This is a genomic window from Microcoleus sp. CAWBG27, from assembly GCF_020883145.1.
Lineage (GTDB): Bacteria > Cyanobacteriota > Cyanobacteriia > Cyanobacteriales > Microcoleaceae > Microcoleus.
In genome coordinates, this window is sequence record NZ_JAHREU010000040.1 from 15,015 (window position 1) to 40,434 (window position 25,420).

Sequence of the window (25,420 nt, forward strand, 5' to 3'; positions counted from 1 at the left end):
TCTATTTTTAGGTGCAGATTAAGCCTGCAATCTGAACCAACAGCAGACAAAGAATCTCAACATAAAACCCGCCCCGCGCATCTAAAAACTGCAAGAGGGCGGTTTTTGCATGGAGATTAAATCCATTAAATCAAAGGTACGTAGTTGCGCTTGGGCGCTCTTGGTACGTAGTTGCGCTTCAGCGCTCCGGAAAGGTTTGTGTATTGGAGAATAAATTCATTCCTGGACGCAACATTCAGATCAAACAAAAGGTACGTAATTGCGTTTGAGCGCTCTTTCTTATATATAGAAGAAAGAGCGCCCAAGCGCAACTACGTGCCTAAAAATTAATCTGGATTGCGCTTGTGGCGGCGGGGATTTCCCCCATCCCCCGGTACTCCCTGACTTCTGTACCAGCAATACCACTCCTTAGAACTGCGAATAGCCAACCACAGCAGCAGCATAGCAATTAACGCACCCTCTTTCGGGGCGTCAAAGGCAAACAAAACCAAGGAAATACACAGAACATCTTGCAGGAAAATCACCCAAATCGGTAAAATCTGTAGTCGGTAAAGCCATCCTGCTTGTACCAGTTGCAGCACTAAAGCCAGCAAACCTCCGACAATACCAATAATCCACAGCATCCCAGGGTGAAAAATGATTTCGTCGATCGCACTTACCTGAGCGATCGCAATTCCCATAATTGCTCCTACAATAGGACTAAAAATAATTTGCACAACTTGCAGCACCCGCTGTCCGACAAAGGTTTTAGAAGCAAATACCTCCAACAGCGACCAACTCACCAAGATAGATATCACCACTTGGGGGTGAACGCGAGACAATAGAGGTATTTCCGACCAAAGTTTGTCAATCCGCAACAAACCAATCAACAGAAGCGGCAGGGCAATTCTCATACCCCCCGCCGCAGACGCAGAGAGCGCGGCTAGGAGTCCAACCATCATAAAACTATTTGGTAAGTGAGAAACTCAGAGCCTTTAGACCTGAGAGGGAAACAACCCGGGCGGTTTCAACCGCCTTGAATCTTTCTTGCCATTACCGCCTTGGGATTGCTTGGTTTGGTGTACTTTTGTAATGCACTTTCAACGGGACAGTTACCGTTTCAAACCTTGCAACCCTGTACGCATAATGTTTGCTCTTGTGGAGCCTCCCTTACGGGGTAATGTTCGCCTTGCCAATGTTATAAGGGCTTGTTGGGCTAGCAGCACTGTTTCAGTGACCTTAAAACTGTTTAACTACTAGCGACAGAGCAGGAGACTGGCGTCGCATCTACAGGGTGTCGTGACCCAAATAACGTAGTCAGTGAAGACTTAGGCTGGTCAGAATGGCTTACTTGATTGCTCTTGCAAGCCCAATCTCTTTAGAGTTGGGTTCCTGACAATAATTTAGTTTATAGCGTTTGCGAAAGCGTCGAAGATTTCAGAATATAATTCCCCTGGTGGCTGGCGGTGATTTGAGCGATCGAACTCAAATTGCTGCTCGAGCTTAAACATCACCCTCTATTTTAACTCTATCTGCTGAATAGGTGCTTGGGACTGCCCCCAAAGTCGATCGACAATCAGACAGAAGCCACTTACGCAGTTATTGTAGAAGGTAGAAGGCAGTTATCCAGAATCAAACCGGGATTGTGATTAAATTAGAAAGTATCGAAAAACCAGCAGTTAAGCCACAATAATTAAATTTAAAATACCACCTAACCCAGAGCTTTCCGGCAAATTATTCTCCTATCTTCCCTCTTCCTTCTCCTGTCTTCCGTCTTTCTTCTTCCTTCTTCATTCTTCCTTCTTCATCGTTCCTTTTCCCGTCTTTCCTCTTACTTCTAGCTTCTTCCTTCTGTCAACTGTCAACAGATCGCGGGCGGGCACGGGGGCACCGCCCCTACTAACTGTCAACTGTCAACTATCAACTGTCAACTATTCTTATGTCTGAATCATTATTTGCCGATGCCAGCCGCCGACTAGAACGAGCCTTAAAATATGTATCCCTTTCCGAGGATACTAGCGAGCGGCTCAAATATCCCAAATCCAGTTTAATCGTATCAATTCCCGTGCGGATGGACAACGGTGAGCTGCGAATTTTCCAAGGTTATCGAGTGCGCTACGACGATACCAGAGGCCCGTCGAAAGGAGGAGTGCGCTACCACCCCAAAGTATCCCTCGATGAAGTGCAATCACTGGCATTTTGGATGACTTTTAAATGTGCAGTGCTCAACATACCTTTTGGAGGAGCAAAGGGCGGAATCACAGTCAACCCCAAAGAATTATCCAAACTCGAATTGGAAAGATTGAGTCGGGGTTACGTAGATGCGATCGCAGATTTTATCGGCCCAGATGTCGATATTCCCGCACCGGATGTCTACACCAATCCCATGATTATGGGTTGGATGATGGATCAGTACAATATTATTAAGCGGCAGTTAAGTCCGGCGGTTGTGACAGGTAAACCAGTAACAATTGGTGGCAGTTTGGGCAGAGATACCGCTACCGCCACCGGCGCTTTTTTTGTAATTCAAAATCTCCTACCCAAATTTAACCGAACTCCGTGGGAGACAACGGTAGCCGTCCAAGGTTTTGGTAATGCCGGAGCTGAATTAGCAGAATTGCTCTGGAAAGCAGGTTACAAAGTTGTGGCTGTCAGCGATTCCCAAGGGGGAATTTACGCGAAACAAGGGCTGGATATTCCCAGCATCCGCCGTTTCAAAGAAGCTAACAAAGGTATCAAAGCTATTTACTGCGAAGGTTCTGTTTGCAATATTGTCGAACACGAAATCTTGACAAACGAGCAGCTTTTAGCCTTAGATGTAGACGTGCTGGTTCCAGCAGCTTTGGAGAATCAAATTACTGCACAAAATGTCAATGATGTCAAGGCTAAGTTTATTTTTGAAGTAGCGAACGGGCCGATTGATTCTGCTGCTGATTTGATTTTGGAAGCGCGGGGAATTCAGGTGTTCCCGGATATTTTAGTCAATGCCGGGGGCGTGACGGTGAGTTATTTTGAGTGGGTGCAAAATCGCAGCGGGCTTTATTGGACGCTGGAGGAAGTCAACCAGCGCTTGCAGCACAAAATGGTCGAGGAAACTGAGGCAATTTGGACAAAATCTCAGGAATTGTCGGTTTGTATGAGAACTGCTGCTTACGTGTACGGTTTGCAGCGACTCGGAGAAGCTATGAATGCGAAGGGAACGCGCGATTATTACCTAAACGGTTGACGGAATGCTGGGAAGTGCGATCGAACGAACAGGCTAGAAGCTTGTTCCACAAAAAAAGGCTAGAAGCCTGTTTCACAAAAAAAGGCTAGAAGCCTGTTCCACACAAACAGGCTAGAAGCCTGTTGCACAAAAATAGGTTATCTCATGTCCGGTTGATTGACCACAATAAAATGGGTTCGTAGTGCGGACTTCAGTCCGCATAATACGGACTGAAGTCCGCACTACAAACTTTCATTGTTATGGTAATTGACCGGACATGATATTAGAAGCTTGTTCCACAAAAACAGGCTAGAAGCCTGTTCCACAAAAAAAGATTGAATACGATCGTGGGGCGGGCTGCGGCGAGGCTCAGAACAGGTAGCAGCTAATTATCAAAAATTTGGTGGACGCAGATTGACTAATATTACTTGATAATGTAAAGTAAAATGTTAATGGTCGCAAAATTTAAAAACTATGTGCGGCAAGGGGTCTCCTGTGAACTCGATCGAGTTTAACGGGAGAGAACGTAAAAAAAATTCCAATCATTAAAACTATATAGGCTACTCTAATGAGACAACCTTTATTTGGCAAACTCGCCGCGGCAGCGATCGTTCTAGGTACATCGGGTGTTTTTTCGCAGCCGAGCCAAGCTCAAACCAGAAATCAATTTTTCTGCGGGATTAGCGAAGGCAAACCAGCAACAATCGTCCGCACGGCCGCTAAAGGCCCCGTACCGCTGATAGTTTGGAACAATGAAGCTTTTTCCGGTTCAGGTTGGACTCCCAAACGGCGCTGCGAAGACGTATCGGCTAGATTTCAACGGTTTAACGATAACGGTCAACTCAGATTCATGAGAGCGGGGACTTTCAATGGTCAACAAGTATTGTGCGTCGATAGAGTCAGAGGTAGCGGGAACTGTTCGAGTGCTGAAGCAATAGTGCTGACAGTACCCCGGCCCAACAATGCCAACCAGATTCTCGAAGAAATGCTTAACACCCGCAACCGCGCCTCCAAGCAGCCGCTTTACCTGAGTGGGGAAAAGCAACTGGTAACATACGAAAATGGGTTTGCTAACGTCAATCTCAATCAATGGTTTGAAAACGAACTACCAGACAACGAGCGTTTGTGGTAAAAGTAGCAAAGAAACTGCGAGCTAAACAAACATGGATTGGCGTTCACTAATCTTGGCAACTTGTATCAGTGGCATCTCAATGATTTTGCCTGCACAACTTCCGCGTGCCAAAAATTTCTTAAAACAGATGCCAGTCGAAATGTCGCAACAGCAATTGCAGCAACACGCTGAGTCGATCGCTGTTAGGGTGCGATCGTCTGGACAAGTTGCCGGAACGGGAATCGCCATTCGCAAGCAGGGTTCGCAGTACACCGTACTGACAAACGAACACGTCCTCAAAGCCGGCAAGGCTCCCTACCAAATCCAAACCCCAGATAATAAAATTTACCCTGCAATCTTTGTCAAAGACGCTAATTTTAAAGGCAATGATTTGGCGTTGTTGCGCTTTACTAGCAGCGTTGAATATACCACTGCTAAGCCGGGTTCCGTACCAAAAGTTCAGGATGCAGTATTTGCAGGTGGGTTTCCTTTGACAGAAGAAGGTCAAAAAGACCGAGGATTTGTGTTCAAAACTGGCAAAGTTTGGCGAGTGTTAGATAAAGCTTTGGAAGGTGGCTATCAAATTGGTTACACCAATGAGATTGAAAAAGGGATGAGCGGCGGGCCGCTGCTGAATGTTCGCGGCGAGGTGGTGGGGGTTAACGGCGTCCACGCTTACCCGCTGTGGGGAGACCCATACCAGTATAAAGATGGCACTGAACCGAATGCAGCGCTGCGAGAGCAGATGAGTAAGTACAGTTGGGGAATTCCGATCGACACTTTTAAGCAGCTAGCACCTTCAGGGCTGGAAATGACAACCAATTCTGTGAAAAAATAGGCGCGATTGAGTGCGGGATATTTCGTGCTTTGGCTTGGTGGCGATTTGAGCGATCGAAAATATATACAAACCCGCCCTAATATTCCTGAAACTAAACTAAATAATTGGACTATGACAAAATTTTATAGCAGAATTCCAACAACATTGGTAGGGGCGGTGGCGATCGTCGTCTCAGTGCAAATTCTGCCAGCACCAGCACTAGAACGAACCGAAATCGGGGAAATTGCTAAAAAATTTACGGTAATGATCGCTGGCGACTGTCAGGGATCGGGCTCGATCATTGAGCGTCAAGGTGAAAATTATACAGTCCTTACTGCCAATCACGTCGTAGCAACTACTGGTGAATGCTTTATTCAAACTGGCGACGGTATGCGTTACAAAATCTACGAAGCCATAAACGTGCCGGGAACAGATTTAGCAGTGTTGCAGTTCCAAAGCAAAAATAACTATGGAGTCGCTCAAACTGCGACCTCTGCAAATTTGCAGCCTGGGTCAACAGTTTATGTAGCAGGCTATCCCAGTCCCGGACAATTTGATACCAAACGCGGCTACCGCTTTTACCCTGTCAACGTCAACGGTAGAGCACCCGGTTCTCGTGAAGGTTACGAACTATCCTACGACGGCGCATCTCTCCCCGGTATGAGTGGCGGCCCGGTTCTCGACAGCAACGGCCGTGTGGTAGCAACTCACGGTAAAGCTGACGTGCGGCTTCAACAGGCTGCAGAGAATTACGGCGTTCCTTTTGAGATATTTCTGGCGAGGCGGAACCAAATAAGGGGCGACGCCCGATCGACCTCAGCCCAGAATCCACCCGTACCAGCCCCCGCACCAGCACCCGTACCAGCCCCCGTACCAGCCCCCGCACCAGCACCAGCGCCAGTACCAGCCCCCGCACCAGCACCAGCACCAGCGCCAGTACCAGCCCCCGCACCAGCACCAGCCCCCGCACCAGCACCAGCCCCTGCACCACAGGCGGAAGCACCAGCACCAGAACCGGAACGCATCGCAGCTAGGGAAGCGCTATCACCTGCGGAGTCGGCAATTAGTGCGATGGTGCGCGGCCAGCAAACCTATGTGGTTCGCAACCACGATTTTCTCAATTCTGTGGGGTCGATCGCCAAAACCTTTAGTATTTTATTGCCACAGGATTACAACTTTGCAATTCGCACCACTACCAGAGGCGCCTTTCACTACGCAATACCCAAGTCTGCGGATATGAAAGCTTATGTCGGAGCAATTTTCTTGGAAGAAAACGCCAATTTAAAGAATCCGGCAACTGTCTCCATTGTCTGCGAAGCCACCACACCAATCAATGTTCGCCCCTCCGATCCGACTTACGGCAGAAATAATTTAGTTTGCGGTGTGGGTACTCAACGCAAGACTGCCAGCAGTCTGCCGCAGCAAAACGTAGTAACCCAGCCTGCACCTGCGACAAGGCCTGCACCTGCGACAAGGCCAGCACCTGCGACAAGGCCAGCACCTACTCCCGCAGCCAGAGTAAATCCACCTCAAACTAGAGCCGCAGGGCCGATCGGGTTTTTGAGTTTAGTCAATGTTTGCAATACTTACGACCTCAGCGGTCAAAGTCCTCACCAAGAGAGAGCTTTAGAGTGGTTGCAGGGCAGGATTCCCGCGCCAACAATGCAGAAATTTGCTGAAGAGTGGCGCACTCAATTGATAGCAAGACTCGGTAACAGGCCGATTAATTTGGTCGATGTTTGCAAAGTGTACGATCGCGCCGGCCTTCACCCGCACCAAAATCGGGCTTTGGAATGGTTGCAGCAGCAAATTCCCAAGGAAACGCTGACAGATTTCGGGAAAAAGTGGCAAAATCAAGCCGGTTCGTAGTGAGGACTTCACTCCTTTCCAGGTTCGTAGTGAGGACTTCAGTCCTTTCCAAGTTCGTAGTAAGGACTTCAGTCCTTTCCAAGTTCGTAGTAAGGACTTCAGTCCTTTCCAAGTTCGTAGTAAGGACTTCAGTCCTTTCCAGGTTCGTAGTGAGGACTTCAGTCCTTTCCAGGTTCGTAGTGAGGACTTCAGTCCTTTCTCCTATGAAAAAATCAGGACTAAAGTCCTTACTACAAACAATTGGACTAAAGTCCTTACTACAAACAATAGAATTAGTTTATCTCAAAGGAATTCATCATATTTTCAGCCGTTTTCAAATATTCCGAATACTCTGATTTCTCCGCAGTGTAAGTAATCACGTAAGCTTTATTATTCATCAACGTCCAAGTTTGCATTTTTTTGGTATTGGTTTGTCCGTCTTTATCATCAAAAACAACTGTATAACCTCGATGATTGGCAATGGTTTTAGGATTTTCTTCTAAAATTTTAACATCAGTAAAATTTGTTTTAATTTGCTTGAGAGACGATTCATTGTATTCATCTAGAGACATCGGTTTTGGCAAATCTTCTATACTGACAGTAATTTGTTCTTGATAAGCATCAGCCGTGTTCTTTTTGGGGGCGATGAATACAACCACATCGTTAATTACTGGATTTTGCAACTCTTGTTTTTCCCACTTTTCAGGGTATTTGATTTTAAACTGATGGGCCGAACTTTGATAACTTAATAAATTTTCTACTTGAGTTTTAGAGAAATGTTGGATTGCGAAGGCGGAAATGGCGATCGCCCCAGCAACTCCGAGTCCCATTAAAGCCGGCTTCCATCCCAAAGCAAATCTAGGACTTCTGCGATGGGGAGATGGCGATGGCGGGCGATTCCCTACGGGATAGCTTCGCTTCACGACCATTTTACCAAGTCGCTGCAAAAGAACTTGAGTATCCTTCGGCCTGTCTTTCGGAAAATAAGCCATCAAATCATCAATCAAATCTGCTAGCGGCTTCGATGTTTGAGTCGCCACATTCCGCCAAATCAATTTACCCGATCGCGGATCTTCCTGCAAATTTCTCGGTTCTTGAGCCGTCAGCAAATACGTAAAAGTCCGCCCCAAAGCAAAAAAATCAGAACGCGGCTCAGCCTTGCCCTTTTTCTGTTCTTCGGGAGTGTAACCCATCGAAGAAATGCGAGTTACTTCTCCAGTTGCTCTCTGAATAGTTTCTGTAACTTCCCGCACCGCCCCAAAATCAATTAATACTAATTTTCCATTCGACCGGCACATGACATTTTGTGGCTTAATATCCCGGTGAAAATAATTTTGATTGTGAACGAGATTCAAGATTTCCGTCAGTTGTGTCAACCAGTCAATAGCTAGTTCCGAGGAAATAGGTTGGTAGTTCTGAGCTTCTAGCCACTGCTGCAAATTTTTACCTTCAATTTTCTCCATCACCAGACAGTGCAAAGGTTTATCGCTACCCTTAACTCTAAAAGTAAAATAGCCCTCAGATTCAACTGTCGGGAGTCCCGGATGCTTCAGCCGCTGCAAAACGTTCGCTTCTCTCTGAAAAAGTTCGACACCTAGAGTATCGTTGTTCATCAGAACTTTCAACACTTTCTGAGTACCGTCTCTGTCTCTGACTGCAAAAGTTTTACCAAATCCTCCTTGTCCCAAAACAGTAATTACCCGATAGCGTGCGTTGATTAGCAACTCAGATCCGCAAGTTTGGCAAAAATTGATAGTTTGAGGATTTTCTGGATGGCGGCAGTTGGGATTAATGCAGTAGCTCATGGTTGGGAGAAATTAGTTTGGTAAAAATAGTATAGAAGTGCCAAAGCAGCTTAATGATAGCTATCTGATTTGGCAAATAGCTTGGGATTAGTGAGGTGCTTGTTAGCATTGATTATTAAACATGGTATAACATTACTCATGTTTTGAATACAGAATTCTCGCACAATCTAAAATCTAAAATCTAAAATCCTATGACAGGTCAAACCCATAAGAAAACAAACTTAATCGCCAGCCCCTATTTAGAAATCGACTATCAAGGCGAAGTGGTACGCTTGGAATTGACCAAGACTGAACACGTACTGGGACGAAATCCCCAACAAGCTGACTTGCTGGTTCCCAAAGATTGGGAGAAGCTGTCGAGATGTCAAGCGATTTTGCGCCAAGAAGGGGACGACTACCGCATCTATGACGGCGACGGCCTAAAACCCAGCAGTGGCGGGTTATTTGTGCTTCCGACTGAAACTCCTGTAACTCCGACTCAAGGCTGCGTTTTGCGACACGGAATCGAGTTGCGGATTGGTACGGATTTGAGAAATCCGGTGCGGGTGAGTTATTTCAATCCCGGAAGTCCGGCGCTGGCCGTTTTGGGTTCGCGGGAGTCTGTGTCTCTGCGAAATCGATCGGTCGTCTTGGGGCGCGATCGCACTTCTACGCTAGAGTTAAATTCGCCGATCGTCTCCCGCACCCACTGTACGATCGACGCCAACAAACGCGGAGACTACGTTCTCACAGACACCAGCGCCAACGGCGTATTTATTAACGGCCAACGCATCAAAAAAACAGCCGTTTTAACCGAAGGCGCCAAAATTCGCATCGGCCCTTTTCTGCTAATTTATCAAAACGAAGAATTAACAGTTATCGATCCGGGAAACGCGATCGGCTTAGAAGCAATTAACTTAAACCGACCTTTTGTCAACGATATTTCCCTAGTAATTGAACCCGGACAGTTAGTGGCATTAGTCGGAGGAAGCGGCGCGGGAAAATCCACATTAATGCGAACCTTGCTGGGAATTGAAACCACAAATCGTGGCGCCGTTTACGTCAACGGCGACGAATTGCGAAAAAACTTTGAATGCTACAGTTCTTTAATCGGTTACGTGCCGCAGGATGATATAGTCCACGGCGAATTAACAGTTACAGAAGCCCTAACCTACGCAATTAAATTGCGCTTGCCACCCGATGTCGATGTCGAGCAAGTTTTGACAAAAACTCTGACCGATATTGAGATGTTGGACAAGCGAAAAACCTTTGTAAAAGACCTCAGCGGCGGGCAGAGAAAGCGGGTTAGCATCGGCGTCGAATTGCTGGCAGATCCGAAGTTGTTTTTCTTGGACGAACCAACTTCTGGACTAGATCCCGGGCTGGACAAAAAGATGATGGAACTGCTGCGGAATTTGGCAGATAAAGGTCGGACGGTGGTTTTGGTGACGCACGCCACGGCAAATGTCAATTTGTGCGATCGCTTAGTTTTCCTCGGGCGCAACGGCTACCTTTGCTACTTCGGCCCGCCCGCAGATGCTGCCAATTTCTTTGGAGTCAATCAAGCAGACTTTGCCAATATTTATAACGAATTAGAAATCGGCGAAAAGGTCATCAAAGAATGGGCGAATACCTATCGCAATTCCGCCTATTACCAGCGATACATAACCGCGCCCTTAAGTCCAAAAGCACCGCAAAAACAAGCACCTCCCGTCAAACTTCCCCAACCCGCGAAAGTTTCCCCAATCAAACAACTGTTTATCCTTGCAGAGCGCTATTTCAAGCTAACTTTACGCGACCCAGTTAACGTTGGTTTAGGACTGTTAACTGCTGCTGTTTGCCCGATTTTGCTAGCCGGAATCAAAGATATAGAACCGCTAGTTACCGGAACAGCAGACGATCCAGCCCTGGCTTTTCTAGCTTTGCGAATTTTATTTGTATTTACATCGGCAGCTATTTGGGTAGGTTTGTCAAGTTCTCTGCAAGAAATTGTCAAAGAATCCGCCGTTTACCAGCGAGAAAGATTGGTTAATTTAGGTTTACTGCCCTATGTCGGTTCCAAGTTTCTGGTGTTGGGAGGATTGGCATTGCTGCAAGCAGTGCTAATGACCGCAGTAATTTTAATTGGTTTTAAACACCCGTCACCGGATACAATCGCTTGGCCGCTGGGTTTGGGAATTACAGTATTTTTAACCCTGTTGGCCAGCATGAGTTTGGGGTTGATGGTATCGGCTTTTGTGAAGAATGGCAGTCAGGCAAATAGCGCTTTGCCTTTGCTGTTAGTGCCGCAGATTATTTTTTCGGGAGTCCTCTTCAGCCTGGGAAGTTTGTTTAAAATCGAGAAAATCGGTCAGTATATCTCGTGGTTGACAGTCAGCCGCTGGTCTGTGGGCGCTTACGGTAGCTTGGTTAACGTGAACGCGATGGTGCCAAAGCCGATCGAATTACCCGATCGAACAATCCTACCGCAGTTATTCGAGAAGAGTGCAGTTTACGAACCAACATGGCAAAACCTAGCCTTGAATTGGGGAATTTTAGGCTTGCACGCAGCAGTTTATTTGACCGTAACTTTGCTATTGCAGAAGCGGAAAGATATTTTCAAATAACGCAGAATATGGTTATATTTTCTTAGTCCCTCTCTGCTGGGACTTTGTTTGAGGTGAAGCGATTTCCAATCGCCAAGGGCAAAAGGACAAAAGTGTAAAGTGCTAGGAAGTTCACGCAGCCATACACGCAACCCGAAAACCGCGGGCACAGTAAACATCGTTCGGCGCACTGTGGTCACGAAACGCCGATTCACAGAGATCGGGAGAACTACTGTAACACGAACCGCCGCGCGTCAGCCGATCGTTGTTTGTTCCCGTTTCCCAAGAACTTCCGTCAGTCGGTGCACCATCATAATTGTCATGCCATCGATCGCTGCACCATTCCTCAACATTCCCGTGCATATCGTACAATCCAAAAGCATTGGGGGGACAACTTCCCACATCTATGGAGTAGTGTGTGTCATAGTTGAGTAAGTCTAAGTCAAAGGTTTCCCCAAAATGGAATTGCGTTGTTGTACCCGCACGGCAGGCGTATTCCCATTCGGCTTCACTCAGTAAGCGATATGTTTTCCTAGTTGTTTGCGACAGTTTCTCACAAAATTTGACAGCATCATACCAGGATACATTTTCTACAGGACGTTTTTCACCTTTAAAGCACGATGGGTTGTTTCTCATAACTGCTTCCCACTGTTCTTGGGTGATGGCGTATTTACCTGCATAAAATGTCGGTACTGTGACTCGATACTGCGGAATTCGATCGCCACTAACTGTGTAGATGTCAGGGGGGCCCATCGTAAATGTGCCGCCGGGAATCTTTACCATTTCTAAGCTGACACCGCATCCTATGTTTTCACTAAAGTATTCGGCTTGTCGCTGTTCTGTTTTGATGGTGTATCCCCAGTGGTTGAGTGTGATGACTTGGAATTGAAAGGTCTCTGCTGGACTTAGTTTTTCGTCAGCTATGATTTTATTTGGTGTTGGTGGTTGTACAGCAACACACGCAACCCGAAAACCGTTGAATCTCTCGCCATAGATCGGCTGTTCGCAGCTACGAACAGCCGATCGGCAATTCGTCGGATCGTTGGCCCACGAACCACCGCGCAACATCCGACAATTGTTTCCTGATTCCCAAGAACTTCCGTCAGTCGGTGCACCATCATAATTGTCAAGCCATTTATCGCTGCACCATTCCTCAACATTCCCGTGCATATCGTACAACCCAAAAGCATTGGGGGGAAAACTCCCCACATCTGTGGGTTCGTTTGATTCGGTTATGTAGTTGACTAATTCCGGGGTAATCGTTTCGCCAAAATGAAATGGGGTTGTTGTACCCGCACGACAGGCGTATTCCCATTCCGCTTCACTCAGTAAGCGATATGTTTTCCCAGTTGTTTCCGACAGTTTCTCACAAAATTCGACAGCATCATACCAGGATACACATTCAACAGGAAGTTTTTCACCTTTCAAGTACGATGGGTTGTTTCCCATGACGGCTTCCCACTGTGCTTGAGTGATGGGGTATTTCCCTGCAAAAAAAGCTGGTACTGTGACTTGATGCTGCGGGCTTTCGTCATCATCTCGTCCTGCTTCGTCGTTGGGGGAACCCATCATAAATGTGCCACCGGGAATGTAAACCATTTCCAGTACAATACCATTACCTAAATCTTCCGGAAAAAAGCGAGCAAATGACTTACGACGACTGTTTTTTTGTCCATCCGCATCGACTGTGATGACATAAAACCCAAAGAGAGGAAAATGGTTTTGTAAACATTGTTTTATATTCTCCTCATCCCGATCTTTCAGCAGTAAAAAAGCAGCAGATTTCACCTGCATTGACTTATCCTGCAATGCTCCCATTATCAAATCCAAGCCTGCTTCTCCATATTTGGGCGCTTCGGAGAGTGCGGCGATTCTAATTTCGATCGCAGGCGAGGCCAATCGGCTTTTAACGCCGGCGATGCCTCCGAGTACCGCAGCGTTGACCGGAATTGAATTTTGTCCGCCGAGGACTGCATCGTATTCTCTAGGTTCATTTTGATTGTCAGACATAATTTCAACCAGGTACTTTTGCGAGTTTGTCGGGTTGCAAGGTCGGCATCGCGAGCAATTCCTCAACGGAGAAAGGTTGCGGTTGAGGAATTGCAGCTTCAGCGTCCATGAGTTCTTTTATTTTATCAAAAATCAAAACTGCTTCTGCTTCCCCGTCAGTTAGTTGATCGTAAAAATTAGGTATGGAGAACCAATGTTCAAAAGCAATCTCTAACAAACCGTTAGTTGCTAATTGCACTTGCCAGTACCGAGAATATCTGGCATCGACTATCTCAAATAACGGGGCTGGATTGTGTATCGGATAATAAGTATAGCGTTCATCGCAAATATAGTACGATAAATTTCCTTGCCATTCCGAGATAGCATAGACAATATACTCTTTACCTACTATCAGTTTAAATTCAGTTTCTGTGGTGATGTCTAACGGTGGATCTAGGTAATTTTCCGGTAGTTCAGCCCCTCTGTTGGCAATGCAGCAAATTTTCATATTATATTAACCTCACTGGTTTTTAGGTGCTATTTTGGGGTATGTACGTTTGATTTTGTACTCGACATTTTGGAGGGTGCGGACATTTCTATACCAATGGATTTCAACGACAGCCCCCTCGATAATCGCGCTTTGGTTACTAGCCATTTTATACCAATCTTCAGGCTGACCGCCATAGTTGGCGACCAATCTGGGAGAATCTCCTAGCGGTTTCCGGGAACCGCCTTGAATCATGATGGCAGGTTGAGCCTTAGCGTCTTGCAGCAGTATTTGCTCTTGTAAATTAGTTGGAATATCATCGGGAATTGCACCTCTTATCATCTTGTTATTATTAAAAAATATTTAATCTACCAAATCATCTAAGGAAAGCTTCAAGAGGTCGCACAATGCTTTCGTTTGTTCTAGATACAGCTTTGGAATATGTCTGCCTGCTTCCCAATTTTTTACCGTAGTTACAGTCACACGCAATTCATCAGCAACCTGCTGCTGCGTCAAAGAAAGCGATTGGCGTCGCTGTTTGAGTTTTTCGCCCACACTACTCATTCACTGTACCAATTTCAGAATTCTATGGTTAAAGAGACAAATTAATTATACCTTATACGGAACGACTCGATCGTTAGGTGGGGGCGGGTTTATGAGATTATTAATTTTAGGCAATTATGGTTGGTGAACCTGCCCCTAAGATTTTTGGTGAACCAGCATTTAAAAACAAAAAAAATCCCCCATTTGGGGGATTTAATAAAAGGCGATTATACAGCAACCGCCACCAAGGGGCGCGGACATTCACTCTTCTCATCAATAGAGTCGAAAATCCTTGCTTCATAAACGGTTGGATTCGGATACCATAACTGTCAACTGTCAACTGTCAACTGTCAACTGTTAGACAGTCTTAGTTTCCGGCATCAAACACTTATCAGAATCGCAGCCCGCAGGCCCCGAATCCATCATTTCACCCAAGTCATAGCGACTCAGTGCCACCTGAAAAATATCTATTTGACGGCGCACTAAAACGTCTTTCAACATCGTCTCATAAGTTTGCTTTTCAATCGGTTCAAAAGGCAAACGCGGGAAAGTTTCCAGGGCATCAAATCGAGCTAAAAGTGCGGCGGAAATGTAGCCTTCATCGTCGCGAATGGCTTCGTAAATCCGCGTTCCCAAACTTTCAACTTCATTTTCCCGCAACTCAATCGTCGCGCTGGTGTTGTGCCGCACGTAGAACTTTTGCACTTGCATATAAAAGTCCATTTGTGCCGCTGCTGAGAATTTGTTGATCTCAATTTCATCAGCACCGGGCAAATCCGCCCAACTGACAGCAACGGGTATTTCTACCAGCCATTCTGTACAGCGCTCGTCGAAGGGATTGTTCAGCAAATTGCCGTTTTCATCTTTGTCAGATTGGGACGGAATTACGTTGTATCCGTAGTCGATGCAGGCGAGGGCTACAGGGTCGTTTTTCCCGAAAGTGATTCGGCGAATGAAACGCTGGGATTTGGGGGGATGCCAGCCGGGGGAAGCACCTGTCAGTAGAGATTTTGTACCCGATGGTTGAACGGTTGTGCAGCGATTGGGGCGTTTCAAAGAATGGCGATCGCAATAATCCCATACTACGCGATTCACAATCTCCCGCCAACCAGTCAAATACTCTTCTTCCCGCTGTTTAAACGCAATTCCCTGGGGAGTTTCCGGGCGGCCTTCCACCCACCAGCGCAACCACTCAACGCCAAAAGCATGAACGAAGAAATCGAACAATCCCGTAAAAGATACGCCGACAATCGGGTCTAATTCGCGGCTGTATTGGTAGCGAGGTTCGCTAAATTTGTGATTGAGAAGTACGGCGACAGATAAACCTGCGGCGGTGAAAGCTTCCTCTTGTTCTTTGAAGTTGTAAGGGTCGATTTGATTGAGGTGAACCTCAGAAAGATTACAGTTTCCAGTTAGGGTATTGCCGAAAACTCCCTTATGAAACTCTGGTTCATTGAAGCAGTAAGTATCGTGCAATCCTGGTAATTCTTCGACACTTGTGACAACTTGCCATTTACCTTTGCCTTTAGCCTTCGTTCCTTTGCTCACATCTAACCGCTGACAAGGAATTTCACCGCAGTCAGTAATTTGCAAGTAGTACAAATCCTGACTTCTGACGCCGTAATTAGTAACTGCCCCTTGATGAGCACAAAGATTTAGCGATGAGCTAATACCACATTTGGTCAAAAGTAACTGAACTCTGAAAGCCCGCTCGCGATCGGAGATATAAATTCTGATACCATTACTATTGGTATTCGATCCATCCGTATCGGCTAATCCAGCAATAAAATGTAAGATTGCTTGCCGATTCCAGCTTGCAATTACATTTAGTGCTTCTGGGTTAACTTTCAAACTTTTCAGGAATTCTCCAGAAAAACTCAAGTTAGTTACATCTGTAAAAGCAGGTAAATAGTCATAGTTTCTTTCAGGAGACTTATTTCCTGCTACTGACAATGCCATTTTGCCTTCGTAAAGTCGAACTTTGGCATTGTCATTTTGGTCTGTAGTTCCATATCCTACAGCCACACCCAAAGTGTAAGCATAACTTGCATCGATATTCATGCCATCCTCATACTGAATTGTAAAAGGTTCAGTATGAATGCTATATCGACTTGTATCCATCAAGTCTTTGGTTTGAACTTCTTGGTAAACTTTACCAAAGCGATCCTTGACAAAGAAACGATGATATTCTGTGGCATCCAGATAGGTTCCATCAGCAAACTTTACACGATAAAGTTTGCGTCGTCCAACCTTGGTATCGCTCGCTGTCTGAAATGGTGTGACGGAACTCCATCTTTGACCATTCCAAATTTCGATTTCACTTCCAACAACATCCTTTATTTTATGCAGTCCGTCTTTCGTAATTAACAGAGTTTCCCCACTGACACAGTGAAAATTAGAGCCGATGATTTCCAGTGTTGTTATCCTAAAGGCTTTTTATCCTCTAGTTCTACAGATTCCATATTATCTGTAGCTCGGCGTACTTTTTCATTTACTCTAATTGTAAATGCCCCGCACTCTTGCCAGGATTATGTTCTTCAATTAAGAAGGTTCACCTGGTACGCTCTACGGTGGTAAAGGATTTTTAATTCCCTTACTTACCTCGGAATTAACATCTCAGTCTTCTCCGATTTTGCGAAGTTTTTAACGTGAGGCAAAATTACTTACCACACGGGTTTAAGCCCAAACGGACTGACCGATGCTCTAATTCTTCCGCAGTCATATCAGGATAGCGTTCCTGCAACCAATGTTTAGCTTTTCCTTCTCCGTAAGCTTTCAAGAACTCAATTTTAAGACTCGGTGTTGAAAGTAAGTCAACGTTAGCTCTAGCTACAGCTTCACCAGCCCATTGAATCGCGCCTTCACCAGAATAATACTGTTTTCTAACAGCCTCAATACATTCTTCCAGTGTTGGTTTATAATGGAAAACACGAGAGTGATTTGCCATTCTCAAAGCATCCCGTTCTGGATCTATTTTCCAGTTGCCATTGTCATCTTGTTGCCATAGATTTTCTTTGGCATTTGCACCTAGTTCATCACCAGAATCAAACTGACGAATTCCGGCGGATCGGCGGATATTACCAGCAACAATTGTGACTGCGGCTTCGTCAATCAAGACGCAGCATTCAACTGAATTCAACTGCCGCCCTAGAGCTTTGTTCAAAATGACCGAGCAACGCTGATAAAGGTCGGGCAATTTGACTGGATTTGCGACTCCGCCAAAACCTTTTAAAGGCTCTCCCACCGGGCGAACATCGCTCAAATCGATGTGAACTTGAACTTCTCCTGCAAATCTTTCATTTGTGGATAATTCCAGCAAAGCTTGATAGGATTTTACCCAACCTTGACGGGAGTCTCCGACATAAATAGTTGCGGTTTTTTCTGATATTTTTACTTCGGTTTCTTGACGGCGCGACTGGGCGGGTGTAGAGCCGATTTCGCCTTGCATTGTCACGGTTAAGCGGTTGCTAATTGGTGGCAATTGGTTGATGTATTTGGGTTCCAAAACTGCACCGGTGCCGCAGCCCATCATCGCCAAATCCATCAGCAAGCCAAAGGCGCGCCAGTCGAGAATATTTGTTGAGGAACAATTATATGCGCCAGAAAAGTTCTCTGGTTGCTCAATCCATTGGCTACCGCCCACCCACAGCCAGCGCCCGGAAGCGAGGGTTTTGAGCTCGTTTTGCATCCGGTATAGGAGTTCTGTTTCTTCGGGGGTGAGGTTTCCGAGCTTTTGGAGGCCCTTGACGGTTCGATCGCACACTTCGGCCCAAGTCTCCCGCCCTGTCTCGGTACGGCGGCTGTATGTCCTGAAAAATACTGGATTGGCTGCGGGTGCTGTTTCGGGAAAATCGGACAGGTTGCGTTTCTCGCGGGCACTCGATCGCTCTAATTCTCGAACCATAGGTTGTGTACTGACGTGTCGGAATAAATCAACAGACTATGAATATACAACAGGATTCAGATTTAGGGTAAAACCTTGACAAATTTCACAATTTGCACTAAATATGGGGCTTCGGACTCGGGAAGGTCGATCGGGCGATCGCCTCAAAACTTCAGCAAAAAACCCGATTTCTGCTAGAAAACGGGTGAAGCGCAAATCTTGTCAATTGTCAATTCTTTGTCAATAAAAACTCAATATTCGGTAACAGCGGGTCTTGAACAACCCCCACACCGTTGAATCCCCAACGCTGAAGCAGCGTTTTCACCTGAGAACCAGAAATCGATTCTACCCCGAATCGATCGGCAACATCAGCAGCGTGGGCATTCAGATAACTCAAAGCGTCATAGTCTTCGCGAAACATCAGCAGGTAACTCACCGCCGAATCTGGATTAGGATTGGCCGAAAGATATTTGCCGTCAGCACGGGAACGCAGCAAGTAAAAAACTTGGGATAGCATCTTATTAATAGTTTTGAGTGCAGATGTAATATCATACCAAATCCATGTATTATCACCTCGATGGATTCATATCGATCGAGCGGCGGTTGAAACCGCTTCTATAAAAACAAAGTCCCAACAGAGAGGGACTAAGAAATATCGAACGGATGGCTAAGCAGTTCGTGTTTAGTAACGGCTACGATATCTTGATTTAATGCTTCCTTGATTCTTGAGTCCGTGCAGGCGGACGAAAGTTTCTGTAGTCGCGATTTCAAACGCCGAATCATCGAGAGAGTAACTGTCAACTGTCAAGGGCAATAGCATCTAAATCAAGGTTAGCGCCAAACCTTTAATCGATCGCCCGTCACCAATTTGACCGAGGATAGAAGCCCGACCGGTCGTCAGATTAATATTGTACAGGCTCGAAACTCCGCCAACATCGATCGCAGCCAAAGCTGTCTCGTTACCGCCGACACTCCTGATATCAAAGCCGAGGACGTTAGAAGCATCAATCCCCAAAGATCCGATCGTATTCAACACTCCATTATTTGGCGGATCTTGCCTTACCAAAACATCCGCATTGCTGTCAATGACAAACAAAGTTGTCGAAGTCGCCCCTGCAAAATTATTCACATACGCAGCCCCTACACCCGCAGGAGGATTTCCCGAATTACGTGAAGCGAAGCTATCCCGAAGGGAATCGCCCGTGGCATACACTAAATTGCGATCGAGTTGAATTCCCCCCGTCAGCGTGTCAGCATCGACAATTGCCCCGGTATCCGGGTTAATCCTGCCGTTTTGTCCCGCTTGATTGACAAACCGAATGCGATCGACTGTCGGATTGAAATCAAAACCCACAGCGCCCGGAGTTAGCTGTACGGCGAATTGCCCGCTACCGACTTGACTTGCAGCCCCAGTCACCGGATCGATCGCGTACAATCGATTGCTAGAACCCAAACCGTAAAGCAAACCGTTAGCAGGGCGAAAATCAATTCCCAGCAAACTTTCTCCCGGTTGTAATCCGGTAATTGCAGCATCGCTGAGTAAAGCGCGCGGTGCCGCTTCGTTAAAACCGATAATTGTTTCCGTGCCATTTCTGACAGTTAAAGCGTAAGCTGTAGGCAAAGGCAAAGCCAAACCGTTAATCTGTCTTCCGTCGGCAATTCTACCAGCAAAAGAAGCTTGACCCGTGCTTAAATTAATATTGTACAAGCCGGAAATTCCGCCAACTTCTAATGCAGCTACCGCAACTTCGCGGCCGCCAATACTTTTAATATCAAAACCGAGAATGCTAGTTGCATCAACTCCCAAAGATCCGATCGTATTTAAGACTCCATTATTCGGCGGATCTTGTTTCACCAAAACATCCGCATTGCTGTCAATGACAAACAAAGTTGTCGAAGTTGCACCCGCAAAGTTATTCACGTAAGCAGCCCCCACACCCGCAGGAGGATTTCCCGAATTGCCATCGCCCGTGGCATAAGCTAAATTGCGATCGAGTTGAATTCCTCCCGTTAGCGTATCAGCATCGACAATTGCCCCGGTATCTGGATTGAGGCGACCGTTTTGACCCGCTTGATTGACAAATCGAATGCGATCGACTGTCGGATTGAAATCAAAACCCACAGCCCCCGGAGTCAACCCAACAGCAAATTGTCCGCTACCAACTTGACTGGCTTCTCCGGTTTTTGGATTAATTGTGTACAAGCGATTGCTATTACCTAAACCGTAAAGTACGCCATTAGCGGGCCGGTAATCAATTCCCAGCAAACTTTCTCCCGCTTGCAACCCAGTCACCGGCAAATCTGAGATGACACTTCCCGGATTAGCAAGGCTAAAACCGACAATCCGATTATCCGGAGTTAAAGCATAAGCCGTTGTTAGCGGTGGAGGCGGAGGATTGGGAACAATGCTGCTAATATTAGTAGTGAAATCTGTTTGGTCGATCGCGCTTCGATTCACACCTCTAAGGCTAGCCAGAAATTCTCCTGTTACCCGATCTTGAATCACAGTATCGTTTCCAGCGTCCAGAATATTCAAGTCAGCAAAAGCGAGTCCGCCCGCCAAACCGATTAAATCTGTACCGTTAGCAAAATCTGCGATCGCATCAGCATTTCCCAAATTAACACCGCCGCTGGTACGGAAAGGATCGCCAACAGCATAGCGACTCAAAACAAATACATCCGCACCATCTCCTCCTGCTAAAATATCAGTATCGCGATCGCCCGACAATACATCGTTACCCGCATTACCAGAAATAACATCACTGCCTCTGCCGCCAAATACAAAATCATTATCTTCACCGCCATTAACAGTATCGCTACCTAAGTCGCCAAACAGAGAATCTCTGCCAGAATTGCCATCAATTGAATCGCTATCTTTGCCGCCAAAAATACTGTCAATTCCCAAATTTCCAGCAATTATGTCATTGCCCATCAAACCAAAAATAACATCGTCTTCAGGAGTGCCTGAAAGCGAGTCAGCTTCTATAGTACCTCTAATTTCTGCCATGATATATTGCACATCTAAATTTGACATTCCCAGTGCCTAAAAGCAGCGGGATTTTCAGTACAAAAAATCGCAAATTCACAGTATGCGCTAATATTACCGAAATTTTTTAGGCTATAAAAGCGCGTTAAGCTGTCGTGCATTTAAATTGCATATTCGGGACGGGCTAGAAGCCCATCCCACAAGACTTGGATTATTTCTTGACATACAGTTTAAATGCAGAACAGCTTATTTGATAGTTTGCAGTATGGTCATGACAAGTACAACGCAACTGTAAGCCGCCAAGCTTAAGTTTTTAGCGCTGTGAACTTATGAAATCTTGTACTGCGTTCATTAGTGATATACGCTGAATCTCTAATTTTGGATCTGTACAGTCAGAAATTAATTTTCAATTTTAATCTTAAAGTCTCTGAAGGTAATTTTTTTTTGTGTATAGGGATAACTATCGATCGGTATAAAGTCGATTATATGTGGGGATTTGGCATAATAAAAGGCAGGGGCAATACCCCAGTTGTCCAGCTCGGGGTAGGCACGCACCATCCACTACCCCTACAAATCTTCATGAATGATTTAGACTTGTTATAGATTAAGTTTGCATGGAAAATTCCTCTGGATCGATACCTCCATTTACCCAGCGAATTGCCTCCCTAGCCGATCGCACTTCTGGCGGCACTCTCAAAGCGTGAATAAATCCCGTACTCGGACAAGTCATTTTTAACAAACAAATCGGTTCGACATCGGCATTATCTATTTTTAATAATTCATATTTCTGCCAACTATCTATTTGTTGTGCTGCCAACTCTTGACAAATGCGATCGTAACCAATTGCTTCAATTAAAACTCGCCGAACTTCGGCATTGTCTTCAGATAAAATCCATTCTGCCTTCCACAAATTGGGATGCACTTGACCGTATTGTTCCGGCAATCTGACACCGTGATAATAGTAAAAATTCCATCCATCCGCAAACTCGATCGCAGGTTCTGCTTCAGCGTGCAAGCGGTTTTCACTGTCAAAGCGTAGGTGGCGGGGGCGATCGCACGCATAACAGATTTTTTCAAAAGGAATTATCCAGCCGCATTCCTCTAAAAGTTGCTTGAGATTGACCAACTCGCGCAACGCGCTGATATCGGTAATTCGATTGTGGTCGATAATCAGTTTTGTCAGATTGATGAGCGAGCCGAGGGAGCTGATGTCGGTAATTCGATTCTCGTCAAGATCCAGTGTTGTCAGATTGGTGAGCAAACCCAGAAAGCTGATGTCGGTAATGCTGCGATTGCAACCCAGATCCAGTTTTGTCAGATTGGTGAGCTAGCCAAGAGAGCTGATGTCGGTAATTTTACCGTTGAGATGCAGTGTGGTCAGATTGGTGAGCGAGCGCAACGCGCTGATCTCGATAATTTCATTCCTGTCCAGATACAGTGTTGTCAGATTGGTGAGCGAGCCGAGGGAGCTGATTTCGGTAATTTGATTGCGCTTGAGAGTCAGTGCGATCAGATTAGTCAGCGAGCCGAGAGAGCTGATGTCGATAATTCGATTACCGCAGAGATACAGTGTTGTCAGATTGGTGAGCGAGCCTAGGGAGCTGATATCGGTAATTTGATTGTGGTAAAGAGTTAGTCTTGTTAGATTAGTGAGCGAGCCTAGGGAGCTGATTTCGGTAATTTGATTGGCGCCGAGAGTTAGTGTTGTCAGATTGGTGAGCGAGTCGAGGGAGCTGATTTCGGTAATTTGATTGTGATACAGATCCAGTGTTGTCAGATTGGTGAGCGAGCCTAGGGAGCTGATGTCGCTAATTCGATTACTGCTGAGATTTAGTGTAGTGAGATTGGTGAGCAAGCAGAGAGAGTTGATGTCGCTAATTCGATTACTGCTGAGATCCAGTATTGTCAGATTGGTAAGCGAGCCTAGGGAGCTGATGTCACGAATTCGATTACTGCTGAGATCCAGTTCTGTCATGCTTGAAAGTATCCGCTCAGCTACTTCAGCATCATGAGTGCTAGCCTTTTTTAACAACACTTTAACTGTGTGCCTTGCCTCTTCTGAAAGACTGTCAATATGCCTGCACCAGTCGGCAAAGTGACTAAAACTCATTGGTTCGTTTGGTTGTTGTTCTGACATAAAACACTCCAAGATGGGGAATGGGGCATCGGGAAGGGGGCATGGGAATACCGTTAACTGTTGACTATTACCGATCGCCATTCCATACCTTCTGTTACTCAATTAAGTCTATTTATTTCAAATCTTCCAGCTTAATCCTCGGATCGACCGCCTTGAGCAGCAAATCTGCAAACAAATTACCAACAATCAACATCGTAGCACCCATCATCAAACTCGCCATTACCAAATACAAGTCTTGATTGTTCACGGCTTCCAAAGTCAGCTTACCCAAACCAGGCCAATTAAAGAAAAATTCCGCAATAAACGCACCGCTCAACAAACTAGCAAACTCAAAACCTAATAACGTCACCAACGGATTAATCGCATTCCGCAGAGCGTGAATGTAAATTACTCGATTGTCCGGCAAACCTTTAGCGCGTGCTGTGCGGATATAATCTTGACGCAGCACGTCTAACAATTGTCCGCGCATCAATCTTTGCAAGCCAGCAAAACCTGTGACGCTGAGGGCGACTGTTGGCAAAATTAAGTGCCAGCAATAATCGAGGATTTGACCCCACCAAGGTAAGTCTGCATGGTCAATACTTGTCATTCCTCCGACGGGAAACAGAGGCGAAGTATTCTGTGCGAAAAATAGCAGCAACAAAGCTGTAATAAAGCTGGGAAATCCTTGTCCTGTGTAGCTGACTACTTGCAAAATGCGATCGACTGTCTTATTTTGATTAACGGCCGCGACAATTCCCAAAGGAAGTGCGATCGCCCAAGTTACAATCAAAGATGCGATCGCCATTAACAACGTCGCCGGTACTCTTTCCCACAGCAGCGACGCTACGGATCGCTGATACACAAAGCTCGTGCCAAAATTCCCCTGTGTCAGAATTTGTTTCAGCCACAGCCCATACTGCACAATCGCTGGTTTATCTAAGCCGAATTGCTGTTCGAGTTGTTTGAGTGTTTCCGGCGAAATTTTCGGATTTTGACTCAAAGTATCTAAGTAATTTCCTGGTGCGAGTTCAATAATTGCAAAACACAGAGCCGATGCTAAGAATAGGGTTAAAAGTGCCTGCAACAGTCGTTTGACAACATAAGTAAATGTCTCGCTGCCAAATAAAGAATTCAACATTCGCCAGTTTCGATTAGATTTAATAGAAGTCATACTATTTTAGATTTTAGATTTTAGGTTTTAGATTTGTGAATGATATTAATTCCAGTTGCATCGGAATGATTTAACCGCAGAGAGCGCAGAGAGCGCAGAGAAATATCGGAGAGAGATGAATGATTCCGATGCAAACTGAAAGGATATTATTTGTCAACAGTCAACAGTTAACAGTTAACACTCAACTACCTAATATTCAACTAGCGAGACGATCGGCACATCCGGCAATTTCTGCCTCCCGCCCAAAGCCTGCAATTCGATGACAAAAGCAAAACCGACAAGCTCGCATCCCGCTTGCTGCAACAAATTAGCCGTCGCGGCCGCTGTTCCGCCAGTGGCGATTAAATCGTCCACCACCAGCACCCGGCTGCCGGGTTTCATGGCATCTCGGTGCATCTCCAGTCGATCGACACCGTACTCCAACTCGTACTCAGCAAAAAGAACTTCTCCAGGCAGTTTTCCCGGTTTGCGGACAGGAATAAAGCCCACTCCCATTTTATAAGCCAAAGGCGTGCCAAAAATAAAGCCCCGCGATTCCATGCCCACCACATAGTCAGCAGACATTTCAGAGCATTTTTCAGCTAAACTGTCAATAGTGTAGCTCAGTCCTTGCGGGTTGCAGAGCAAAGTTGTAATGTCTCGAAACATAATTCCCGGCTTGGGGAAATCAGGAATGTCGCGAATCAGAGATTTGAGATCCATAAGCTTGCAGATCGACGTTGAGGGTAACGAGGCATCAAAAATGGTACAATGATAACGCAAAACATAAAAACTAAAAAATTAAAATTAAAAGTAGTAGCTTTTTGAATTTATATTGTTTAATTACTAGATAGTGTACGTACTACCTGGGCAAATGTCATAATTTCATAGCAACAGGGTTAACATCTGTTTCAAGAAATCTGTTTATTTCTAG

19 protein-coding genes and 1 pseudogene are annotated in these 25,420 nt (G+C 45.7%); 5 read left to right on the forward strand and 15 right to left on the reverse strand.

Annotated features, from left to right (window positions below; genetic code table 11):
• Positions 1-326: 326 nt before the first annotated feature.
• Positions 327-938 (reverse strand): DUF4126 domain-containing protein, encoded by a 612-nt coding sequence (locus QZ938_RS20715; protein WP_293355538.1) that lies wholly within the window; start codon positions 936-938, stop codon positions 327-329.
• A 980-nt stretch (positions 939-1,918) separates the two neighbouring features.
• Here QZ938_RS20715 and QZ938_RS20720 point away from each other — a divergent pair.
• The 4 genes from QZ938_RS20720 (at position 1,919) to QZ938_RS20735 (ending at position 6,981) form a co-directional block, all read left to right on the forward strand.
• A complete protein-coding gene (locus tag QZ938_RS20720) occupies positions 1,919-3,205 on the forward strand; it encodes a Glu/Leu/Phe/Val dehydrogenase (RefSeq protein ID WP_293147343.1) in 1,287 nt (428 codons plus the stop codon).
• A gap of 547 nt (positions 3,206-3,752) precedes the next feature.
• A complete protein-coding gene (locus tag QZ938_RS20725; RefSeq protein ID WP_293147341.1) occupies positions 3,753-4,316 on the forward strand; it encodes a COP23 domain-containing protein in 564 nt (187 codons plus the stop codon).
• Positions 4,317-4,347: 31 nt separating this feature from the next.
• Positions 4,348-5,133 (forward strand): serine protease, encoded by a 786-nt coding sequence (locus QZ938_RS20730; protein ID WP_293355499.1) that lies wholly within the window; start codon positions 4,348-4,350, stop codon positions 5,131-5,133.
• Positions 5,134-5,139: 6 nt separating this feature from the next.
• Positions 5,140-6,981 carry a trypsin-like peptidase domain-containing protein gene (locus tag QZ938_RS20735; RefSeq protein ID WP_293365633.1) on the forward strand — a complete coding sequence of 614 codons (1,842 nt, stop codon included), beginning with the start codon at positions 5,140-5,142 and terminating at the stop codon, positions 6,979-6,981.
• A 272-nt stretch (positions 6,982-7,253) separates the two neighbouring features.
• Here QZ938_RS20735 and QZ938_RS20740 read toward each other — a convergent pair whose 3' ends face one another.
• The gene (locus tag QZ938_RS20740; protein ID WP_293354076.1) at positions 7,254-8,765 is read right to left on the reverse strand and encodes a serine/threonine-protein kinase; all 1,512 of its coding nucleotides are present in this window, start codon (positions 8,763-8,765) and stop codon (positions 7,254-7,256) included.
• 191 nt (positions 8,766-8,956) lie between these two features.
• Between QZ938_RS20740 and QZ938_RS20745 the strand changes: the two genes are divergently transcribed.
• Positions 8,957-11,350: an ATP-binding cassette domain-containing protein gene (locus QZ938_RS20745; RefSeq protein WP_293354074.1), complete on the forward strand. Its 2,394-nt coding sequence runs from the start codon at positions 8,957-8,959 to the stop codon at positions 11,348-11,350.
• 111 nt (positions 11,351-11,461) lie between these two features.
• On the opposite strand, the gene QZ938_RS20750 is transcribed toward QZ938_RS20745, so the two are convergent.
• The 13 genes and pseudogenes from QZ938_RS20750 to QZ938_RS20810 form a co-directional block, all read right to left on the reverse strand.
• Positions 11,462-13,339: an SUMF1/EgtB/PvdO family nonheme iron enzyme gene (locus QZ938_RS20750; RefSeq protein ID WP_293354072.1), complete on the reverse strand. Its 1,878-nt coding sequence runs from the start codon at positions 13,337-13,339 to the stop codon at positions 11,462-11,464.
• A 4-nt stretch (positions 13,340-13,343) separates the two neighbouring features.
• Positions 13,344-13,826 carry a hypothetical protein gene (locus QZ938_RS20755; protein ID WP_293147329.1) on the reverse strand — a complete coding sequence of 161 codons (483 nt, stop codon included), beginning with the start codon at positions 13,824-13,826 and terminating at the stop codon, positions 13,344-13,346.
• A 12-nt stretch (positions 13,827-13,838) separates the two neighbouring features.
• On the reverse strand, positions 13,839-14,147 hold the full coding sequence (locus QZ938_RS20760; RefSeq protein ID WP_293354070.1) for a hypothetical protein: 309 nt from the start codon (positions 14,145-14,147) through the stop codon (positions 13,839-13,841).
• A gap of 21 nt (positions 14,148-14,168) precedes the next feature.
• The gene (locus tag QZ938_RS20765; protein ID WP_293354068.1) at positions 14,169-14,369 is read right to left on the reverse strand and encodes a helix-turn-helix transcriptional regulator; all 201 of its coding nucleotides are present in this window, start codon (positions 14,367-14,369) and stop codon (positions 14,169-14,171) included.
• Between the two features lie 336 nt (positions 14,370-14,705).
• Entirely contained in the window at positions 14,706-16,469 is a 1,764-nt protein-coding gene (gene nrdJ / locus QZ938_RS20770; RefSeq protein WP_293354066.1) for a ribonucleoside-triphosphate reductase, adenosylcobalamin-dependent, read from the reverse strand.
• A gap of 60 nt (positions 16,470-16,529) precedes the next feature.
• Positions 16,530-16,772 (reverse strand): annotated as a pseudogene (locus QZ938_RS20775) (hypothetical protein); the annotation flags it as partial.
• A gap of 235 nt (positions 16,773-17,007) precedes the next feature.
• A complete protein-coding gene (nrdJ, locus tag QZ938_RS20780; RefSeq protein WP_293147319.1) occupies positions 17,008-18,252 on the reverse strand; it encodes a ribonucleoside-triphosphate reductase, adenosylcobalamin-dependent in 1,245 nt (414 codons plus the stop codon).
• A gap of 208 nt (positions 18,253-18,460) precedes the next feature.
• Positions 18,461-18,748, reverse strand: coding sequence for a hypothetical protein (locus QZ938_RS20785; protein WP_293147317.1), 288 nt, complete (start codon positions 18,746-18,748; stop codon positions 18,461-18,463).
• A gap of 303 nt (positions 18,749-19,051) precedes the next feature.
• Entirely contained in the window at positions 19,052-21,265 is a 2,214-nt protein-coding gene (locus QZ938_RS20790) for a DUF4394 domain-containing protein (protein WP_293147315.1), read from the reverse strand.
• A 556-nt stretch (positions 21,266-21,821) separates the two neighbouring features.
• Positions 21,822-22,535, reverse strand: coding sequence for a DUF6745 domain-containing protein (locus QZ938_RS20795; protein ID WP_293354082.1), 714 nt, complete (start codon positions 22,533-22,535; stop codon positions 21,822-21,824).
• Between the two features lie 9 nt (positions 22,536-22,544).
• Positions 22,545-23,354 carry a leucine-rich repeat protein gene (locus QZ938_RS20800; protein WP_293354064.1) on the reverse strand — a complete coding sequence of 270 codons (810 nt, stop codon included), beginning with the start codon at positions 23,352-23,354 and terminating at the stop codon, positions 22,545-22,547.
• Positions 23,355-23,466: 112 nt separating this feature from the next.
• A complete protein-coding gene (locus tag QZ938_RS20805; protein ID WP_293147311.1) occupies positions 23,467-24,507 on the reverse strand; it encodes an ABC transporter permease in 1,041 nt (346 codons plus the stop codon).
• A gap of 189 nt (positions 24,508-24,696) precedes the next feature.
• Entirely contained in the window at positions 24,697-25,209 is a 513-nt protein-coding gene (locus tag QZ938_RS20810; RefSeq protein WP_293147309.1) for an adenine phosphoribosyltransferase, read from the reverse strand.
• Positions 25,210-25,420 lie beyond the last annotated feature (211 nt).

Excerpts from the sequence above, each read along its gene's own strand:
- QZ938_RS20715 (WP_293355538.1), bottom strand. The coding sequence starts at position 938 with ATGGTTGGACTCCTAGCCGCGCTCTCTGCGTCTGCGGCGGGGGGTATG.
- QZ938_RS20720 (WP_293147343.1), top strand. The coding sequence starts at position 1,919 with ATGTCTGAATCATTATTTGCCGATGCCAGCCGCCGACTAGAACGAGCC.
- QZ938_RS20725 (WP_293147341.1), top strand. The coding sequence starts at position 3,753 with ATGAGACAACCTTTATTTGGCAAACTCGCCGCGGCAGCGATCGTTCTA.
- QZ938_RS20730 (WP_293355499.1), top strand. The coding sequence starts at position 4,348 with ATGGATTGGCGTTCACTAATCTTGGCAACTTGTATCAGTGGCATCTCA.
- QZ938_RS20740 (WP_293354076.1), bottom strand. The coding sequence starts at position 8,765 with ATGAGCTACTGCATTAATCCCAACTGCCGCCATCCAGAAAATCCTCAA.
- QZ938_RS20745 (WP_293354074.1), top strand. The coding sequence starts at position 8,957 with ATGACAGGTCAAACCCATAAGAAAACAAACTTAATCGCCAGCCCCTAT.
- QZ938_RS20750 (WP_293354072.1), bottom strand. The coding sequence starts at position 13,339 with ATGTCTGACAATCAAAATGAACCTAGAGAATACGATGCAGTCCTCGGC.
- QZ938_RS20755 (WP_293147329.1), bottom strand. The coding sequence starts at position 13,826 with ATGAAAATTTGCTGCATTGCCAACAGAGGGGCTGAACTACCGGAAAAT.
- QZ938_RS20760 (WP_293354070.1), bottom strand. The coding sequence starts at position 14,147 with ATGATAAGAGGTGCAATTCCCGATGATATTCCAACTAATTTACAAGAG.
- QZ938_RS20765 (WP_293354068.1), bottom strand. The coding sequence starts at position 14,369 with ATGAGTAGTGTGGGCGAAAAACTCAAACAGCGACGCCAATCGCTTTCT.
- nrdJ (WP_293354066.1), bottom strand. The coding sequence starts at position 16,469 with ATGGATACAAGTCGATATAGCATTCATACTGAACCTTTTACAATTCAG.
- nrdJ (WP_293147319.1), bottom strand. The coding sequence starts at position 18,252 with ATGGTTCGAGAATTAGAGCGATCGAGTGCCCGCGAGAAACGCAACCTG.
- QZ938_RS20785 (WP_293147317.1), bottom strand. The coding sequence starts at position 18,748 with ATGCTATCCCAAGTTTTTTACTTGCTGCGTTCCCGTGCTGACGGCAAA.
- QZ938_RS20790 (WP_293147315.1), bottom strand. The coding sequence starts at position 21,265 with ATGTCAAATTTAGATGTGCAATATATCATGGCAGAAATTAGAGGTACT.
- QZ938_RS20800 (WP_293354064.1), bottom strand. The coding sequence starts at position 23,354 with ATGTCAGAACAACAACCAAACGAACCAATGAGTTTTAGTCACTTTGCC.
- QZ938_RS20805 (WP_293147311.1), bottom strand. The coding sequence starts at position 24,507 with ATGACTTCTATTAAATCTAATCGAAACTGGCGAATGTTGAATTCTTTA.
- QZ938_RS20810 (WP_293147309.1), bottom strand. The coding sequence starts at position 25,209 with ATGGATCTCAAATCTCTGATTCGCGACATTCCTGATTTCCCCAAGCCG.